We start from the raw sequence: 17,449 nt of genomic DNA, 5'->3' as shown, positions 1-17,449 counted from the left end.
GATCAGCGCAACTGGTCGGCGATGATGTTCTTCTGGATCTCGCTGGTCCCCTCGTAGATCTTGGTGATCCGGGCGTCGCGGTAGTAGCGCTCCGCGGGGTGGTCGGTGACGTAACCCGCCCCGCCGTGGACCTGGATCGACTCGTCGGCCACATCGACGGCGTGCTCGCTCGCGAACAGTTTGGCCATGCTCGCGAACTTCATCGCCGCCCGCCGGTCGTCCTTCTCGACCTCGCTCGCCGCCCGGTAGGTCAGCGAGCGGGCCGCCTCCACGTCGGTCGCCATCTCCGCGAGCTTGTGCTGTATCGCCTGGAACTCCCCGATCTTCTGGCCGAACTGCTCGCGCTCGCCCGCGTACTCGAGCGCGGCGTCCAGCGCGCCCTGTGCCGCGCCCACCGCCTGGGCGGCGACGCTCACGCGACCGGAGCTGAAGAAGTTCATCAGCTGGTAAAAGCCCTCGTCGACCTCCCCGATGACGTTCCCCTCGGGGACGCGCACGTCGTCGAGGATCAGTTCGGCCAGATCCGAGGCGCGGATGCCGAGCTTGTTGTCGATCTTCTCGGCGCTGAACCCATCGGAATCGGTGGGCACGAGGAAGGCGGTGATGCCGCGTTTGCCGGCGTCGGGATCGGTCTTCGCCATCACGACCGCGACGTCCGCGACCGTGCCGTTGGTGATCCACATCTTGTTGCCGTTGAGAACCCACTCGTCGCCGTCGCGTTCCGCTCGCGTCTCCATGCCCGCGACGTTGCTCCCGTGGGCCGGTTCGCTGATCGCGCTCGCACACGCCGACTCGCCGCTCGCGATCGCGGTGAGCCACTCGTCTTTCATCCACTCGTCGCCGAACTCGAGGATCATGTTCGAGCCAAATCCTCTGGAACCGATCGCGCTCCCGATGCCCGGGTCCGCCCGCCAGAGTTCCTCGGTGACGATCACGCTCGACAGCGTGTCCATCCCCGGCCCGCCGTATTTTTCGGGGATATTGGGCGCGACCAGGTCGTAGCGAGCGGCCTCCTCGATCAGGTCGTGGGGGTATTTTCCCTCCTCATCGTGCTCGCGCGCGACCGGCGCGATCTCCTCCTCTCCGAACTCCCGGACCGCGTCGCGGATCGCCCGGTGTTCGGCGGACAGCGTGAATGCCATACGGCCGAATCGGATTCTACTGTAAAATATCTTTGCCACTATCTCGAAATTCGTTAACCGACACGCCGGCCGGAACGCCCGTGTTTAATACCGACGCGTTCCAGGGTCGGTCATGCACGCCATCGCGCTCGGCAACGAGGAGTTCGAGGGACGCAACACCGCCTATCTCCTGGAGGGCGAACCCCTGACGCTTCTCGACACCGGGATCGCGACCGAGCGCACCCGCGAACAGCTCCGCGAGGGCCTCGCCGAGTACGGATACGACTTTTCGGACACCGAGCAGGTCGTCCTCACGCACTTCCACCCCGACCACGCCGGCCTCGCCGGCGAGATACAGCGCGAAAGCGGCGCGACCGTCTACGCCCACGCGGCCGACGCCCCGCTGATCGAACAGCGTGCCGGGGCGCTCGCCGAACTCGACGAGCGACGGCGCGAACTGTTCGCCGAGTGGGGGATGCCCGACGCCGAGCGCGAGGAACTGCTCGCCTTCCTCGATTCGCACATGGCGATCATGGGCGAACCCGCCGACGTCACCGAAATCGAGGACGGCCGGCGGATCGGGACCGGCGAGTTCGACCTCGAAACGCTCCACACGCCTGGCCACGCCGCCGGACTCTGCTGTTTCGCCTTCGAGGCGAGCGAAGCGTTCGTCGGCGACACGATTTTACCCGTCTACACCCCGAACGTCGGCGGCGCGGACGTCCGGGTCGAGGCGCCCCTCGAAAGATACCTCGACTCGCTTCGGACCCTGATCGAGCGCGACTTCGAGCGGGTCTGGCCCGGCCACCGCGACGCCATCGAGGAGCCGACCGGGCGCGCGCGCTACATCGTCGATCACCACCGCGAGCGGACCGAACGCGTCCTCGACGTGCTCGAGGGCGGTCCCGCGAACGCCTGGGAGGTCAGCGCGGAACTGTTCGGCGACCTCGAGGGGATCCACGTCATGCACGGCCCCGGCGAGGCCTACGCCCATTTGGATCACCTCGAACGGGCTGGTGTGGTCGAACGCGATGGGAAAGAGTACGTCCTCGTCTCCGATCCCGACCTCGAGGGGCTGATCCCGCCCGCGTAGTCGTCCCTACAGGGCGATCGCCGGCGCGATCGCAACCAGCGTCGCGCCGAGGGCGATCCGGAGCCGTCGCGGCTCGATCAGGTGGGCGATCCGCCACCCGAGGACGACACCCAGAAGCTGTGGCACCCCCACGAGCAGCGCCAGCGGGACCGACACCGCGTCCGCGGCGAGATAGCTCGCCGCGGCGATCCCGGAGACGAACACCGCCTGGGTCTGGGCGATCGCGACCGCCGCGAGGACCGGCACGCCCAGCACCACGAGCACCGGCACGGCGAGGATCGGGCCGCCGACGCCCAACAGCCCCGCGAGGACGCCGATTCCGATACCGACGAGCCCGACGAGCGCCCGGCGCATCCGGGGGGACGCGCGGTCGATCCATCCGGTGGGATCGAGCCCGGCCAGCTCCCGGTAGACGATCAGGACCCCCAGCCCGGCGACGAACGCCGCGAGGAGGCCGCCGAACGCCCGATCCGGGAGCACCCGGAGGTTCGTCGCCGAGCCGGCGAGCGCGCCGGCGACCCCGGTCGCGCTCAACAGGGCGGCGGTCTCGCGGGCGTTGGCGTATTCGAACTCGCCGGAGCGGCGGTAGACGGCGGCCGACAGCAGGCCGGCGGCGGCGAACGTCGCGCTGGCGGTGCCGGCGACCGCCGCCACCGACAGCGGCGTGAACGCGAACAGCGCGACCGTCACCAGGACGCCCCCGGAGCCGAGCGCGCTGATGCCGACCCCGGCGACCAGCGCGAGCACGCCCAGCGCGAGCGCGAACTCGACCGTCATCCGTTCCCCGTCCGCCCGCCCGACACGTATCGGTTACGCCGGCTCGAGCTACTCGGCCTCGGCTTCGACCCCCTCGCGCTCGCGGAGCCTGAACTTCTGGACCTTCCCGGTGGTCGTGCGCGGCAGTTCGTCGACGAACTCGACCTCGCGGGGGTGTTTGTACTCCGCGAGGTTCGACAGGCAGTACTCCCTGATCTCGTCGGGCGTGACGTTGGCGTCGGGGGTCGGTACGATAAAGGCCTTGACGGTCTCGCCCCGGCGCTCGTCGGGAACCCCGACGACCGCGGCGTCGGCGACCGCCTCGTGTTCGAACAGCAGTTCCTCGACCTCCCGGGGATAGACGTTGTAGCCGCCGGTGACGATCACGTGCTTCTCGCGGTCGACGACGTAGTAGAAGCCATCGGCGTCGTGGTAGCCGATGTCGCCGGTGTGGAACCAGCGCCTCCCACCCTCCTCGGTGAAGGCCTCCTCGTTGGCCTCGGGCAGGCCGTAGTAGCCCTTCATCACGTTCGGCCCGGCGATGACGAGTTCGCCGGTGATCTCGTCGAGGTCGACCTCCTCCTCGTCGACGGGGCCGCGCTCGACCGGCGGGACGTCCTCGAAGTCCTCGGTGACGACCCGGCAGTCGATCCCCGGGAGGGTCTTGCCGATCGAGCCGACCCGGCGGTCCTCGGGGCTGTTGAAGTGCGTGACGGGCGCGGTTTCGGTCAGCCCGTAGCCCTCACAGACGGTCACGTCGTAGAGCTCCTCGAACCTCCGGAGGACCTCGATGGGGATGGCGGCCCCGCCGACGCCAGCGAGACGGAGCGACGAGAGGTCGAACTCCTCGGCGTCGGGCTGGTTGATGACGTCGTTGTACATCGCCGGCACGCCGTGCATCATCGTTATGCCCTCCTCGGCGATCAGCGAGGTGGCCTCCCCTGCGTCCCACGACGGGCGCGGGTAGTACGCCCCGCCGTCGAACAGCGTCGCGTTCATCGTCACCGTCATCCCGTAGATGTGGAACAACGGGAGGACGCCAAGCATCTTGTCGTCGGCGCCGATCCCGCCGGGGACGACCGCCACGCTCGCCTCGGCGTTCGTTGCGAGGTTCTCGTGTGTCAACTGGACGCCCTTGGGCCGGCCGGTCGTCCCCGAGGTGTACGGCTGGACCGCGTCGTCGTCGTCGGCCCGATCCACGACGTCGAGTTCCCCCTCGGCGAGGAACTCCTCGAACGGCGTCGCACCTTCCGCGCTCCCTCCCACCGAGACGACCTCCCGTACGTCGGTCTCCTCGCGCACCTCCTCGACGAAGGGAACGAGGTCCCCGAGGGTGACGACCGCCTTCGCCCCGCTGTCCGACAGCAGGTGACCGATCTCGCGGGCCTTGTACTGGGGGTTCATCGGGACGACCACGCCGCCCGCCCTGAGCGTCCCGTGGAAGGCGACGGGGAACTGCGGGAGGTTCGGCAGATACACCCCCACCCGGTCGTCCGACCCGATCCCCCGCTCGTCGAGGGCGGCCGCGAACCGCCCGACCCGCGCCCAGAACTCGCCGTAGGAGACCTCCCGACCCTCGTACCCGATCGCCGTCCGTTCGGGCGACTTCTCGGCGATCTCCCCGACCTGACTGACAAGGTTTGTCATATTCGTCCCGCACAATGACCCTGACCGGCAAAAAGATTCCCTCCGCCCGCTACCAGTCCTGGCGTCGGTTTCGATCCCGTCTAACGGCAGTCATCGACGGGCTGTGAGCGCCTTACGCTCGAAACGCCCGCTCCGGAGGGCGGTCCCGGCGGGTATTATGTAGCTGCTGTCTGCACGGGTCGTATGCGAGTGGTTCGGGTCCTCGTCTCCGAGGCCCACCGCGAGGAGTGGCTTGATGCGCTGGACGAGCGCGAGATCGACTACGTCGTGACGGCCGAAGACAGCAACGGCGACGGGGCCGTCCTCGTCGAGTTCCCGTTGCCGACGCCCGCCGTCGAGGTGGTCATGGACGACCTGCGCGATGCCGGTCTCGACGAGGACTACACCGTCGTCACCAGCGCCGAGACCGCGACGACGAGGAACTTCGCCGAACTCGAGGAGCGCTTCGCCGACGCGGGCGACAACATCGACCGCGCCGAGATCCGCGCGCGCGCCGACGGCATGACGCCCGACCCGCGGACCTACTACGGACTGACGCTGATCAGCGCGGTCGTCGCGACCGCCGGTCTGCTGCTCGATTCCCCGGCGATCGTCGTCGGGGCGATGGTGATCGCCCCGCAGGTGGGCGCGGCGCTGACCGCGAGCACCGGGACCGTCCTCAACGACCGGGAGATGATCACGACGGGCTTTCGGGCGCTTCTGGTGGGGCTGGTCGTCGCGATCCTCGGGGCGGCGGCGTTCGGCTGGCTCATCCGCGTCACCTCGGTCGTCCCCGCCTCGCTCGACGTCGACACCGTGACCCAGGTCACCCACCGGATCTCGCCCGGCATGCTTACGGTCGTCGTCGGGGCCGGGGCGGGCGGGGCCGCGGCGTTCGGGCTGGCGACGGCGTTTCCGATCTCGATCGTCGGCGTCATGATCGCCGCCGCGTTGATCCCCGCCGCGGCCGCCGTCGGCGTCGGGATCGCGTGGGGGATCCCCTCGGTCGCGCTCGGGGCGTTCGTCCTCCTGACGGTCAACGCCGCGCTCGTCACGCTCGCGGCAATCGCCGTCCTCTGGGGCTTCGGCTACCGCCCCGCCGACTGGACCGACCGGCCGCTCCGCGAGCGTTTTTCGCCCGAGTTCGGCCCCCCGATCGTCCTGCTGGCCGTCCTCCTCTGCCTTCTGGCCGGGTCGGGGGTCGTCATCGCAGGCGAGGTCGCCTTCGAGAACGAGGTCAACCGCGGGGTCGAGGAGGTCCTCGCCGAGGACGCCTACGACCGGGTCGAACTCGTCGACGTCCAGACGCGCTTCGCCGACGGCGACCTCTCGGCGGGCGACCGGCGGGTCTCGGTCGTGGTGAGCCGACCCGCCGACGAGGCGTACCCCGACCTCCCGGCGGCCCTCGCCGCGCGGATCGAGGAGCGAACGGGGACGGCCGTCGCCGTCGAGGTCGAGTACCGCGAGAAGGTCTCGACGAGGGCGTGACCCTACAACTATGTGACACCCGGCCGAACTCCCTCCATGGCTTTCGCACGCCACGGGCGGGGGGTTCGACGCGATTTCACGGCCCTTCTCTCGCAGATCCACCCCGTGTTCATGCTGCCGCCGATCGCCGCCTCGTGGTTCGGGAGCGCCCTCGCCGGGGAGTTCTCGCTTTCATTGGGTGCGCTCCACGCGACGGCGATCTTCGCCGCCGTTTACACCGCCCACGTCAAGGACGGCTACGTCGACTTCTACCTTCGGGGCGAGGACGACGACCACCCGCTCTCGGAGGCCGGCTGCAAGCGCGCGCTCGCGGGCGCGACGGCCCTGTTTTTCGCCTGTCTCGTCGCGCTCTGGTTACTCGTCGGTCCCCCCGCCGCGCTGCTCACGCTGCCGACGTGGCTCATCGCGTATCACCACGCCCCGCAACTCGACACCAACCCGATCACCACGACCACGGGCTACCCGGCGGGGATCGCGCTGGCCATCCTCGGGGGCTTTTACGTCCAGACGCGTTCTCTAGAGCCGATCGCGCTCGCCTTCTCGCTGGTCTTTCTCGCCTTGCTGTCGGGCGTGAAGGTCATCGACGACCAGCAGGACTACGCCTACGACGTCTCGATCGAGAAGCGGACCGTGGCGGTCGCCCTCGGTCCCGCACGTGCCCGGAGCGCCGCCTACGGCCTGATGGTCCTCGCGCTGGCGCTGGTGGTCGGGTTCGCTCTCCTCGGAATATTTCCGCCGGGGACGACCCTCGCGGCGCTCGCGTTCGGCGCCGTGGCGGCGGTCTCCCGACGAGCAGACCCGGAGGTCGCGACCATGCTGCTCGTGCGGGGTGCGTACGTCTTTCTCGCCCTCCTGCTCGCGGCGGTCTACTTCCGGCCGCTGTAGCCGGCCCCCACCTTTACTCCGGCCGCGTTCGAACCCGGGGACATGGCAGACGACACCGTCCGCACGACGGCGATCGAGACCGACATCGTTTCGCGGACCGCCGAGGACGCGGGAGTCGAGGAGGAGAAACTGGCCGACGCGCTCAAACTGCTCGACGCCGACCTGAAGGGGCGCCACTCCGGGTTCGAGGATGGCACGTACGTCACCGTCGAGGACCGGCGCGCCTACGCCGTCGACCCCGGCGAGTGGGCGTCGCTGTTCGAGCCCTACGATCTCGATGCGTCGGTCGAGAACGCCGCACGCCGCGCCCACGAACGACAAGCGGAGGCCCTGTTCGTCGCGAGCGAGGGCGACAGCACGCCGCTCGAGGGTGCCTCGGGCGTCGTCGCCGGCGTCGACACCGCGGAGCAGTTCGACTGACGGCTCTCGTCACCCGACGAGATCGCTGAGCGTCATGGCGACGAAAAGCAGCAGGACGGCCTCATTGACGATCCACGAGTTCGCGTTCATCCAGTCGCGGGCGGCGGGGAGCCACCGCTCGGCGCGCCGGCCGAGCGCGAGCACGGCCAGCGACGGGAGCGCGAGAAACAGGAGCGTGAGCGCGAGGAACCCAGCGGCGTGACTCAGCGGGGATCCCTCGCCCGCGAGGTGCGAACCGACGGCGACCGAGGTGAGCAGATCGCTCGGGAAAAAGCCCATGAGGAGAAAGCCAAGCCGGAACGAGAACCGCGGACTCGCCGCCCCCAGCTTTCCCATCCACGCCGGGGGTTCCGACTCCGCGCGCTCCCGGTAGACCTGCACCATGGCGACGAGCAGGACGACGAGAACGACGGCGTGGAGCGTCCCGCGCGACGCCCCTTGCCTGCTCGCGCCGACGCCCGAGAAGTACGTGACGGTGACGACGAGGCTGATCGAGATCGTCGCCCCGAGGACGAACGCGGCGGAGTTGCGCCGCCAGTCCTCGCTCGTGGCGAGGAAGATCGCGCTGAGTATCTGCGGGCCCGCGACCATCACGAACGCCAGCGGGAGCACTCTCAGATAGTCCATGGCCCCGCTCTGCCGTCGGAACCGTCGGGGTTCCCCCGATCGTTTCGGGCCGCCCCCTGACCGCGACTCGCGTCCTCCATTGGTGAATACTGGTCGTGACACACCATCAAGGTGTTCTGCGATACCAGTCCGCGACACGTCCCCGCTGTCGGCGCTACCGGCGGGCCATCCGCCGGCCTATCGAAAGAGTCGTCCCGGCCCCTCGCACTCGACGCCCGCGACCCGACAGAGGTCCCACAGCGTCGCTCCGTTGCTCGTCACCACCGGCACCCCCAGATCGCTCTCCAGTGGTTCGACGGCCGACAGCGTCCGGTAGTTCGTACACGAGACGAAGACGGCGTCCGCGTCGGGATCGACCGTCTCGCGGACCTGCCGGGCGGCGTCCGCGGGGGTGAGCGCCCCGATCCGCGTGTTGTCCTCGATTCCTCGCCCCTCGATCGAGGTGACCTCGTAGCCCGCGGCCTCCAGATACTCGCGTTCGCGGGCGTTCAACTCCTCGTTGTAGGGCGTGCGGACGGCGACCCGATCCACGCCGAGCGTTTCGAGCGCGCGGTCGACCGACAGTGCCGTGGCGACCGCCGGCCCGTCGATCGCCGCCGAGAGCGCCTCCTCGAGTTCGCGGTCGAACCCGGGGCCGTGAAGCAGGCTCCCGGTCGTACACGCGTAGGCGACCGCGTCCACGTCGGCGTGGGCGAGCAGCGCCGCGCATTCGACGGCCCGGTCGCTCATCGCGTCGAGCGCCTCGCTCGTCACGGACTCCAGCGGCATCCTGCTGGCGTGGACCGAGACGTCCTCGGGAACGTATCTCGGAAATTCGCGTTCGACCGCGGTGTTCGAGGAGGGGACGACGACGCCGAGGCGACGCCACCCCGTCATTCGACCACCCCGTTCTCGCGGTCGCGTTCAGCTAGTGTAGAATCGCGCTCTGCGGGGTCGCCGTGGCCGCCGCCGCCGGGCGTTCTCACGGTGATCAGCGTCCCGGCGGGCACGTCTCGCGTCGTCTTCGCGGGGACCGCTTTCCCTGCGATCAGGTTCTCGCCCGGCGTCCCGTCCTCGCCGCCGGCCACTCCCCGAGGTCCGTACCGCCGGCGTTCCGTGAGCAGCGAGACGGTCGCGTTTTCCTCGACGCGAACGGAGCGCACGAGGCCGAGGCCGCCGCGATACCGCCCGCGCCCGCCGCTGTTGGCTCTCAGGGAATACTCCTCGACGCGCAGCGGGTACTCGGTCTCGAGGGATTCGATGGGCGTGTTGAGCGTGTTGGTCATGCCCACTTGAACGCCGTCCATGCCGTCCTTTCCGGCGCGCGCGCCGAAGCCGCCGCCGATCGTCTCGTAGTAGGCGAACTCGCCGCTCCGCCCGCCGACCGTGAGGTTGTTCATCGTCCCCTGGCCCTGTGCGGGCACCCGCTCCGGCGCGGCCTTTGCGAGCGCGAGGAAGACGGTGTCGGTGACGCGCTGGCTCGTCTCGACGTTTCCACCCACTACCGCCGCGGGCGACCGCGGGTTCAGCAGCGAGCCCTCGGGCGCGCGAACCGAGACGGGCGCGTAACAGCCGTGGTTCGGCGGGATCTCGGGGTCCGTGACACAGCGCACGACGAAGTAGACGGCGCTCTTGGCCACCGCCAGCGGGGCGTTGACGTTGCCCGGGACCTGCGCTGCGGTCCCCGAGAAGTCCACCCCGATCGACTCGCCCTCGATCGTGACCGCCGCCTCGATCGGGATGTCCTCCTCGCTGATCCCGTCGCCCTCCATCACGTCGGTCGCCTCGTACGTGCCGTCCGGAAGGTCGCGGATCTCGCTCTCGATCCGCTCGCGCGAGTAGTCGATCACGGCGTCGAACCCCTCGCGGACCACGCCCTCGCCGTGTTCGGCGAAGAGATCCCCCAATCGTTCTTCGGCGCGGTCGTTCGCCGCGAGTTGGGCGCGCAGGTCCGCACGGCGCTCCCCGGCGTTGCGGACGTTCGCGAGCAGGAGGTCCATCACGTCGTCGTTCGTCTCGCCCTCGCTGACGAGCCGAACCGCCGGCAGGCGAAGCCCCTCCTCGTAGATCTCGCGGGCCCCGGCGGGCATGCTCCCCGGGGTCGAGCCGCCGACGTCGGCGTGGTGCGCTCTGGAGACGGCGTAGCCGACGATCTCCTCTCGCACCGTGAGCGGCGAGACCATCGTGATGTCGGGCAGGTGCGTTCCGCCCGCGAAGGGGTCGTTCAGCACGTAGACGTCGCCCGGGTGCGGGTCGCGCTCGCGGACCGTCTCGACGGCCTCGGGCATCGCGCCCAGATGGACCGGGATGTGTTCGGCCTGTGCGACCATCCGCCCCGCAGAATCGAACAGCGCGGTCGAACAGTCCCGCCGTTCCTTGATGTTCGGGGAGTACGCCCCCGTGATCAGCACCTGTCCCATCTCCTCGGCGATGCTTTCGAGCTGGTTTCTGAGTATCTCCAGTGTTATCGCGTCCATCAGTCCTCCCTCCTCGCGGTGAGCGTCCCCGCCGAATCGACCTCCCCGACCCACTCTGGAGGCAGGACGGTCGTGCTTTCCGCCTGTTCGAGCACCGCGGGTCCCGCGACCCGCTCGCCGGGCGCGATCCGGTCGCGGTCGTAGATCGTCGCCTCGCGCCGGCCGGTATCGGGGAAGTACGCCTCGCGATCGCCGAGGACGGAGTCGCCCCCGCCCCCGTAGACGACCCGCGGAGCCTCCCGCGGGACCGTCGCCGTCGCCCGGAGGTTGACGAGTTCGACCGCCTCGTCCATCCGATAGCCGTAGGCCTGATCGTGGGCCGCGTGAAAGCGCTCCTCGAGCGCGTCGGCGTCGAACCCCTCGACCTCCACCGTGAGTTCGAAGCTCTGGCCGACGTACCGGCAGTCGGCCGCCCGCTCGATCACTGGATCGCCGGTGGCGGTCTCCTCGCGGACCCGCCGTTCGAGATCCGAATACACCGCCTCGACCTCGGCGGGATCGGCGTCCGCCAGCGGGGTTCGGTGGGTGCGGACGGCGTCGTGTTTCTCGTCGGCCGCGAGCAGGCCGAAGGCGGAAAGCACGCCCGCGGGTCGGGGGACGACCACCCGTTCGATGTCGAGCGAGTCGGCGAGCGAAACGGCGTGCATCGGGCCGGCCCCGCCGAAGGCGACCAGCCCGAACCCGCGGGGGTCGTAGCCCCGCTCGACCGTCACCGACCGCACCGCGCGAGCCATGTTCGCGTTCGCGACCCGGTAGACCCCGCGAGCGGCTTCGAGGGCGTCCGCCAGGCCGGCCTCGTCGGCGAGGCTCTCGAGGGCTTCGTGAGCAGCCTCGACGTCGAGGGTGAGTTCGCCGCCCAGTGCCGTCCCCGGGCCGATATACCCGAGAACGACGTTCGCGTCGGTCACGGTCGCGCGCTGGCCGCCCTTGCCGTAGCAGGCCGGACCCGGCTGTGCGCCTGCGGAACGGGGACCGACCCGGAGCGCCCCGCCCGAGTCGACCCACGCGATCGACCCGCCGCCCGCGCCCACCGTGTTGACGTCGACCATCGGGACCCCGATGGGAAGTCCGTCGATCTCCGCGCTGGTCGTGCGCTCGATCTCGCCCTCACGGACGAGGCTTACGTCGCTGGAGGTCCCGCCCATGTCGAAGGTCACGAGCCCCCCTTTTCGGGAGACTGTGGCCCCCGCGCCGACGACGCCCGCCGCCGGCCCCGAGAGGGTGGTCGTAACGGCGTGTTCCCTCACGGTTTCGGCCTCGGCGGTCCCGCCGTTCGACTGCATGATCCGTGGCGTCGGGACGCCCGCCTCCGCGGCGCGTTCTGCGAGCCGTCCGACGTACGAGTCGATCGCGGGCGTGACGTAGGCGTCGACCGCCGTCGTCGAACACCGCTCGAACTCCCTGAATTCGGCGAGCACCCCGCTGGAGGTCGAGACGGGGACATCGAGTTCCTCGCGCAGTACCTCAGCGACCCGTCGCTCGTTGCCGTCGTGGGCGTAGGCGTGTAGCAGGCAGACCGCGACGCTCTCGACGCTGGTGTCGATCCCGCGGACGAGTTCGCGGACCTCGTCCTCGTCGACCTCCTGCTCGATCCCCTCGGGGGTGGTGCGCTCGTCGATCTCGAACCGGCGCTTCCGGGGCACCAGCGGCGCGGGCTTCTCCGCGTCGAGGTCGTAGAGGTCGGGTCGGGCCTGCCGGCCGATCTCCAGCACGTCACGAAAGCCCTCGGTGGTCACGAGCGCCGTCTTCGCCCCCTTGCGTTCGAGCAACGCGTTGACCGAGACGGTCATCGCGTGGCTGAAAGCGTCGATTTCAGGAGGACTGACCCCCGCCTCCTCGCAGGCCTTCTCGATCCCCTCCATCACGCCGACGCTCTGATCCGCCGTACTCGGTACCTTCGCCGTCGTGAGGTCGCCGTCGTCGTAGAGCGCCACGTCGGTGAACGTGCCGCCGACGTCGATCCCGATGTGTGTTCCCGTCATAGTACGAGCGTGTCGTACAGCGTCTGCAGTCCGATGCCGATCACGACGAGCGTGACGATCGCCCCCAGCGCGTTCTGCACGGTGGTGTTGGTGTGCTTGCCGAGCAGGCCGTCGTTGTTCATCGCGTAGATGAGGAACACGGCCAGTATGGGAAGCAGGATCCCGTTGGCGACCTGCGCGAAGACGATCACCTGAACGGGGTCGTAGCCCAGTCCCGAGAAGACCGTTCCAGTGCCGAGGATCGCGAGCCAGATCGCCCTGAACCGCGTGGATTTCAGGTCCACGTCCCAGCCCAGCGCCCCGGCGGTGGCGTACGCCCCGGCGAGCGGCGCGCTCATCGCGCTCGTGAAGCCCGCGGCGAAGAGGCCGACCGCGAAGAAGGTCAGCGCCAGCCCGCCGAACAGCGGTTCGAGCTGGTTGGCCATCTCGCCGACGTCGCCGATCTCGGTGCCCGCGGGGAAGACCGCGGCGGCGGTGATAACGATGGAAAGGGTGATCGCGCCGCCGAACAGGACCGAGGCGACGGTGTCGGTCCGACATTCCGCGAGGTCCGCGGGCCCGTCCCAGCGCTCCTGGACCGTGCTCGCGTGCAGGAAGAGGTTGTAGCCCACGACCGTCGTCCCGATCAATCCCGCAATGAGGTAGGCCGACCCCTCCGGAACGGCGGGGACGAACCCCCGACCCAGCGAGCCGAGGTCGGGCCGCACGAGGACCGCGTTCGCGACGAACGCAAGGCCCATGACGATCACCAGCGCGACGAAGGTCCGCTCGATCAGTTTATAATTTCCCGTCCAGAGCAGCCCCGCCGCGACCAGGCCGATCAGCGGCCCCCAGACGCTCGCCTCGATCCCGGTGATGGTCGCGAGTCCGGCCGCGCCGCCGACGATGTTCCCCGTCTGGAAGGCCGCGGTGCCGATCCCGATCGCGCTCACGACGAGGACGACGCTCGCGGTCTTCGCGGCGGGGTGGTCGAACTCGTCCCTGAGCGCCTCGCCCAGCCCTTCCCGGGAGACGAGCCCCAGACGGGCGCTCATCTCCTGGAGGACGATCGTCGCGACGATCGAGAAGGCGATCGTCCAGACCAGCACGTAGGCGTACCCCGCGCCGATGACGCTCGCGGTCGTTACCGTGCCGGGCCCGACGAACGCCGCCGCGACGATCGCCCCCGGCCCGATCGCTCTCAGCCGATCCCTCAGTGCCATGCGTTCTCTCCCATGCTATGACCTCACGAACCCGGTCACGGGGTATGAACCTTATTGAGACGCGTTCATACGCGTGCTGTCACGTGTATGAACTCGTTATCCGCTCCGCTCTCGACGAGTGAGCAGCGCCTTGGCGACCCCCTCCTCAACGTCGACCTCGAAGGGTAGGTCGGCCGTCGAGCGCTCGACGAAACGGAGCATGAACCGCTTGGTGGGTTCGGAGGGGAAGACGACGTGGTAGGTCCCGTCTTCGACCCCGCGGACGCTGAGGAAACCACACAGTGAGAGCCACTCGAGGACGTCGCTCAGATCCGAGAACCGCTCCGCGTACTCGGCGGCGTGGAAGTCCGCGACGCGGTCGGCGGCGGACTGGAACTCGGGGTCGGGCTCGCCCTCGCGGTAGACGTACTCGAGGAAACAGTGGAGGAAATCGACGTCGAGCAGGACGTGTTCGCCCGTCGAGAGCAGGCGGTGGTATTGCTGGAGGTCGGCGCTCACGTCCGTCTCGGCGGCCTCGAGATTCGCGGCGTAGAAGGTCAGCGCCCGGCGGACCGCGGCGCTTTGCCCGTCGCCGGTTTCGGAAACCAGCGTGTCGAGGGCCGCACGCGACTCGGCGTCGAGCGAGACGGTCACACGGTCGGTCATGGTGGATACTCGGCGTCGGCGGGGATATACCCTCAGAAGGAGCCACGCCGGTAGAGCCACACGTCGATCCCCGTGAGCAGGAGTGCGAGCGCGAGGATCCCCGTTCCGACCGTCGGATCGCTGAGCGAGAACGCGTAGAGCGCGACCCCGAGCAACAGCACGTCGAGAAAGCCGATCATCAGGAGCATCCCTCCGAGACCGTCGCCTTCATCCCCGTCGCCCGCCGTCCGGCCCTCCTCGTCGCTCATGGTTCCCCGTTCGACCGAGCGCTACTAACGGTTCTGCTCACTTCGCCGTGCTCACGATCTTGATCACGTCGCCCTCCGATAGCTCGTGGTCCTCTCCGATCCGGCGCTTCGAGCGCGCATCGACGGCGTGGAGGTAGCCCTCGCCGATGTCCGAGTGGACCGCGTAGGCGAGGTCCTTCGGCGTCGAGCCCCGAGGAAGCAGGAAGGCGTCGGGAAGCACGTTTCCCTGCCCGTCGGTCCACTTCGTCTCGTTCTGGACGGGATAGGCCGTGAAGCGATCGAGAAGGTCGTAGACCGCGCCGTCGAGCGCCTTCTGTACGCCCGTGCCTTCGTACTCGCTCATCGTCTCTCCCAGTTCCGTCAGTTTCTCCCGTTGAACCCCGCTGAGTTCGCCGAGGATCTCGAAGTCGGGGTCGCCCGGATCGTACTCGATCAGGCCCGCTTCCGCCCCCTTCCGCAGGGCGAGTTCGCCCTCCGCCGTGGTGGGGACGACGTGCCGGCCCGCCTGCTCACCCACTTCGCGCAACCGTTCGAGGTTCTCGGCGGGCGCGATGTCGGCCTTGTTCGCGGCGACGAGGATGGGTTTCGTCCGGGCGCGCACCCGCCGGGCGAGTTCCTCCCTGTCCTCGTCGGTCCACTCCCGTGGGTTCTCGGGGTACTCGAGCTCCCGGAGGACGACGGCGACGTCCGCCTCGCTCGTGCCGAAGCCGGTGAGGACGTCGGAAATCGCCTCGTCGACGTCGAACCCCGGCGAGCGCGACTGGCGCTCGACGCCCTCCCAGTTCCGGGCGACGATCCCCGCGAGCCAGCGGTCCATCTCCTCCTCGACGAAGTCGATCTCCTCGACGGGGTCGTAGGTGCCGACATCGACGGGTTCGCCCTCTGCGTTCGTCCCGCCGGAGGCGTCCACCACCGTTATGATCGCGTCGGCGTCGGTCAGCGCGTCGAGGAACTGGTTCCCCAACCCCCTCCCCTCGTGGGCACCCGGCACCAACCCGGCGACGTCGATCAGTTCGACGGGGACGTAGCGTTTCCCGTCGCGGCAGTTCTCGTTGCCACAGCGTTCCTCGCGGGCGAGACACGGACACTCGGTACGGACGTAGCTCACTCCCCTGTTGGGGTCGATCGTCGTGAATGGGTAGTTCGCCATGTCGACCTCGGCGCGGGTCGCGGCGCTGTAGAAGGTGGATTTCCCGGCGTTCGGTTTGCCGGCGAGCGCGAGCGTGAGCATGGTTCAGGTATCGTCGACCGGGGCAACTGCCTTTCGGTGGGCGCTCAGTCGTCGGCGGGCGAGTCGCGCTCGTGCCGGACGAACGGCGTCGCCGAGAGCCCCTTCCGGCGCGCGTCGAGTTCCGAAAGCGCGTAGACGACCGCGACGAGCAGCGCGATCCCGACGGGGATGAGGACGATCTGGGGCAGGCCGGTCAGCCCGTAGAGCAGGTAGCCGACCGTGGCGACCGCGGCGGTGGTCAGCGCGTAGTAGATCTGGGTGCGGACGTGATCGATGTGGTCCGCCCCGGCGAACGTCGACGAGAGGACGGTGGTATCGGAGATCGGCGAGCAGTGGTCGCCGAAGATCGCCCCCGAGAACACCGCGCCGGTCGCGACCGCGAGCATCTCCGAGGAGCCCCCCGAGACCTCCCACGCCAGCGGGATCGCCACGGGGGTCACGAGCGCCATCGTCCCCCACGAGGTGCCGATCGAAAACGAGATGAACCCCGCGGCAAAGAGGATCACGATCGGCAGCAGCGTCGGCGTGATCAGCCCCTCGGCGACGCCCGTCACGTACGCGCCGGTCCCCAGCGCTTCTGCGACCGCCCCGATCGACCACGCCAGCACGAGGATGGCGATCGCGTGGAGCATGATGCCGAAGCCGTCGAGGACGGTCTCCATGCCCTCGCTCAGCGAGAGGATATCGTAGGCCATCGCGAGCACGAGCGCGGTCGCGGCCATCGCGAACGAGCCCCAGACGAGCGCGCCGATGAAGTCCGCGCTCTCGGCCATCTCCAGCGCCGACGCGCCCGGCGAGTAGCCGCTCCAGACCGATCCGACGGCGACGACGGCGACCAGCGCGAGGATGGGAAGGATGAACGTCCGGAGTTTCGGGTCCTCGACCATCACATCGCCCAGGTCGTCCTTCATGCTCTGGAGCGGTTGGGCGCCGTCGCGGTTGACCTTTCCCGTGCGCTGGGCGCGGTGTTCGGCGTCGAGCATCTCGCCGAAGTCCCGGCGCATGATGACGATGATGCCGACCATGAGCACCGCGAACAGGCAGTAGAGGTTGTACGGGATGCTTCGAATGAAGGTCAGAAACGCCGAGGGCGCGACGTCGCTGATCCCCGCCGCGTCGTAGCCCGTCTGGACCATGCTGATCTGGAAGGCGACCCAGCTCGATATCCCGAACGTCGCGACCGGCGCGGCCGTCGAATCGAGCAGGTAGGCGAGTTTCTCGCGGGACATGTTCATCTCGTCGGCGATGTCCTTCATCGAGGAGCCGACGATCGCGGTGTTCGCGTAGTCGTCGAAGAACCAGACCATGCCCAGCAGCCACGTCGCGATTCCGACCTTTCGGTGGGAGTCGAGCCGACTCGTCGCGTAGTTGGCGACCGCGAGCGACCCGCCCATCCGCCAGATCAGCGCGATCCCCGCGCCGAGCAACGAGACGAAGACGATGATCTGTGCGTGAAAGACGTCGTTCCCGATCGCCTCGACGATCCACGTGAACGTCTGGACGACGCCCAGGCTCCCCGAGTAGATGACGCCCCCCGACCATACCCCGATGAACAGCGACAGCAGCGCCCGCCGGGTGACGATCGCCAGCACGATCGCGACCAGCGGCGGCGCGAGCGACAGCGCCCCGAACTCCGTTGGCATACCCACCAGTTGACAAGCTAGGTGTT

The 17,449-nt window shown here is 69.0% G+C and carries 16 protein-coding genes; 4 read left to right on the top strand and 12 right to left on the bottom strand.

The features are described 5' to 3' along the window. Positions 1-2: 2 nt before the first annotated feature. Entirely contained in the window at positions 3-1,142 is a 1,140-nt protein-coding gene (locus QRT08_RS06235) for an acyl-CoA dehydrogenase family protein (protein ID WP_286045070.1), read from the bottom strand. A gap of 112 nt (positions 1,143-1,254) precedes the next feature. Between QRT08_RS06235 and QRT08_RS06230 the strand changes: the two genes are divergently transcribed. Next, positions 1,255-2,214, top strand: a complete 960-nt coding sequence (locus tag QRT08_RS06230) for an MBL fold metallo-hydrolase (RefSeq protein WP_286045069.1) — start codon at positions 1,255-1,257, stop codon at positions 2,212-2,214. Positions 2,215-2,220: 6 nt separating this feature from the next. On the opposite strand, the gene QRT08_RS06225 is transcribed toward QRT08_RS06230, so the two are convergent. Together QRT08_RS06225 and QRT08_RS06220 are read right to left on the bottom strand one after the other, a co-directional pair. Next, complete coding sequence (locus tag QRT08_RS06225; protein WP_286045068.1) at positions 2,221-2,991, bottom strand: sulfite exporter TauE/SafE family protein; 771 nt, start codon at positions 2,989-2,991, stop codon at positions 2,221-2,223. A gap of 48 nt (positions 2,992-3,039) precedes the next feature. Further along, complete coding sequence (locus QRT08_RS06220; protein WP_286045067.1) at positions 3,040-4,617, bottom strand: class I adenylate-forming enzyme family protein; 1,578 nt, start codon at positions 4,615-4,617, stop codon at positions 3,040-3,042. A gap of 183 nt (positions 4,618-4,800) precedes the next feature. On the opposite strand from QRT08_RS06220, the gene QRT08_RS06215 reads away from it, so the two are divergent. From QRT08_RS06215 to QRT08_RS06205, 3 genes are read left to right on the top strand one after another with little or no spacing between them, the layout of a single operon-like run. After that, positions 4,801-6,084, top strand: a complete 1,284-nt coding sequence (locus QRT08_RS06215) for a DUF389 domain-containing protein (protein WP_286045066.1) — start codon at positions 4,801-4,803, stop codon at positions 6,082-6,084. Between the two features lie 36 nt (positions 6,085-6,120). Beyond that, the gene (locus QRT08_RS06210) at positions 6,121-6,969 is read left to right on the top strand and encodes a UbiA family prenyltransferase (protein WP_286045065.1); all 849 of its coding nucleotides are present in this window, start codon (positions 6,121-6,123) and stop codon (positions 6,967-6,969) included. Between the two features lie 42 nt (positions 6,970-7,011). After that, on the top strand, positions 7,012-7,389 hold the full coding sequence (locus QRT08_RS06205) for a DUF8048 family protein (RefSeq protein WP_286045064.1): 378 nt from the start codon (positions 7,012-7,014) through the stop codon (positions 7,387-7,389). A 9-nt stretch (positions 7,390-7,398) separates the two neighbouring features. Here the strand turns inward: QRT08_RS06205 and QRT08_RS06200 are convergent, their stop codons facing one another. The 9 genes from QRT08_RS06200 to QRT08_RS06160 all read right to left on the bottom strand — a co-directional run bounded on the left by QRT08_RS06200 (position 7,399) and on the right by QRT08_RS06160 (position 17,423). Further along, positions 7,399-8,016: a GAP family protein gene (locus QRT08_RS06200; protein ID WP_286045063.1), complete on the bottom strand. Its 618-nt coding sequence runs from the start codon at positions 8,014-8,016 to the stop codon at positions 7,399-7,401. A 177-nt stretch (positions 8,017-8,193) separates the two neighbouring features. After that, on the bottom strand, positions 8,194-8,892 hold the full coding sequence (locus QRT08_RS06195; RefSeq protein ID WP_286045062.1) for a maleate cis-trans isomerase family protein: 699 nt from the start codon (positions 8,890-8,892) through the stop codon (positions 8,194-8,196). Further along, the gene (locus QRT08_RS06190) at positions 8,889-10,472 is read right to left on the bottom strand and encodes a hydantoinase B/oxoprolinase family protein (protein WP_286045061.1); all 1,584 of its coding nucleotides are present in this window, start codon (positions 10,470-10,472) and stop codon (positions 8,889-8,891) included. Before QRT08_RS06190 ends, QRT08_RS06195 begins: the two co-directional genes overlap by 4 nt. Further along, positions 10,472-12,454 (bottom strand): hydantoinase/oxoprolinase family protein, encoded by a 1,983-nt coding sequence (locus QRT08_RS06185; RefSeq protein ID WP_286045060.1) that lies wholly within the window; start codon positions 12,452-12,454, stop codon positions 10,472-10,474. The genes QRT08_RS06190 and QRT08_RS06185 overlap by 1 nt, the downstream gene beginning before the upstream one ends. Continuing rightward, entirely contained in the window at positions 12,451-13,656 is a 1,206-nt protein-coding gene (locus QRT08_RS06180; RefSeq protein WP_286045059.1) for an Nramp family divalent metal transporter, read from the bottom strand. Before QRT08_RS06180 ends, QRT08_RS06185 begins: the two co-directional genes overlap by 4 nt. Positions 13,657-13,752: 96 nt before the next feature. Then, positions 13,753-14,301, bottom strand: a complete 549-nt coding sequence (locus tag QRT08_RS06175) for a ribbon-helix-helix protein, CopG family (protein WP_286045058.1) — start codon at positions 14,299-14,301, stop codon at positions 13,753-13,755. Between the two features lie 32 nt (positions 14,302-14,333). Further along, a complete protein-coding gene (locus QRT08_RS06170; protein WP_286045057.1) occupies positions 14,334-14,549 on the bottom strand; it encodes a hypothetical protein in 216 nt (71 codons plus the stop codon). Positions 14,550-14,586: 37 nt separating this feature from the next. Beyond that, positions 14,587-15,780, bottom strand: coding sequence for a redox-regulated ATPase YchF (locus QRT08_RS06165; RefSeq protein ID WP_286045056.1), 1,194 nt, complete (start codon positions 15,778-15,780; stop codon positions 14,587-14,589). Between the two features lie 44 nt (positions 15,781-15,824). Beyond that, complete coding sequence (locus QRT08_RS06160; RefSeq protein ID WP_286045055.1) at positions 15,825-17,423, bottom strand: Na+/H+ antiporter NhaC family protein; 1,599 nt, start codon at positions 17,421-17,423, stop codon at positions 15,825-15,827. Between the last annotated feature and the right edge of the window lie 26 nt (positions 17,424-17,449).

The organism is Halalkalicoccus sp. NIPERK01, from assembly GCF_030287405.1.
Classification (GTDB): Archaea; Halobacteriota; Halobacteria; order Halobacteriales; family Halalkalicoccaceae; genus Halalkalicoccus.
The sequence above is the reverse complement of the archived record's forward strand: the minus strand, read 5'-3'. Positions and strand labels throughout refer to the sequence as shown.